This window comes from Oleiphilus sp. HI0125 (assembly GCF_001635355.1).
Genome location: NZ_LWGF01000292.1, coordinates 1 through 722, shown reverse-complemented (window position 1 = coordinate 722; position 722 = coordinate 1). Strand labels below are relative to the sequence as shown.

Sequence of the window (722 nt, the reverse complement as noted above, 5' to 3'; positions counted from 1 at the left end):
AATAGCTGCTTCCCGCAAGGAGGTTGAATAATGAATATCACTTGTTCAGCGAACCTCCGAAATTATTCTCTAAGCGTGGGAGTTCCTCTCCCAGAAGTACTAAGCGTTAGCGGAGATATTAAACGATTCCATATTAAAGGTGAGAAGAGGGGGAGTTCTAATGGTTGGTACGTTGTTAATTTTGCTCGTAATGTGTATCGAGTTGTATTTGGTAGCTGGCGAACAGGGGAAACATTTAAATGGAATAATTCTTCGGATTACCGCCCGTCTGTTAAAGACCTATATCTGGCGAAGAAGCGCAAAGCAGCTAGAGAAAAGCAAAAAAGAGATAAGCAGATAAGCACTGCGCTACTAGCAGACAGAGAATATAAACGTGCCCAAGATGCTTCGGCTTCGCACCCATACTTAATTAGAAAGAATATTTCTCCCGTCGATGTTCGACAGATAGACAACAGGCTTGTATTACCCATCTATTCAAAGCCAGATGAAATAGTAAACCTCCAGTACATTTGGCCTGATGGGCGTAAGCGATTTGAAAATGGAGGGCGCAAAAAAGGGTGTTATGGAAAAGTGGGGAAGTCGGTAACTGATGATGCCTGGCTTTGCGAAGGATATGCAACGGCGGTTTCTCTTCATAAGGAGACTGGGTTGACCGTGTTTTGGGGTATCGATGCTGGCAATCTGGAATCCGCAGCTAAAAACCTCAAGACATTCTACCCAAA

At 43.8% G+C, this 722-nt stretch carries 1 protein-coding gene; it reads left to right on the top strand.

What is annotated here, in order from left to right; translation table 11 throughout:
- Positions 1-30 precede the first annotated feature (30 nt).
- A partial coding sequence (locus A3762_RS04060) for a hypothetical protein (RefSeq protein ID WP_068754215.1) occupies positions 31-722 on the top strand: 692 nt, incomplete at its 3' end.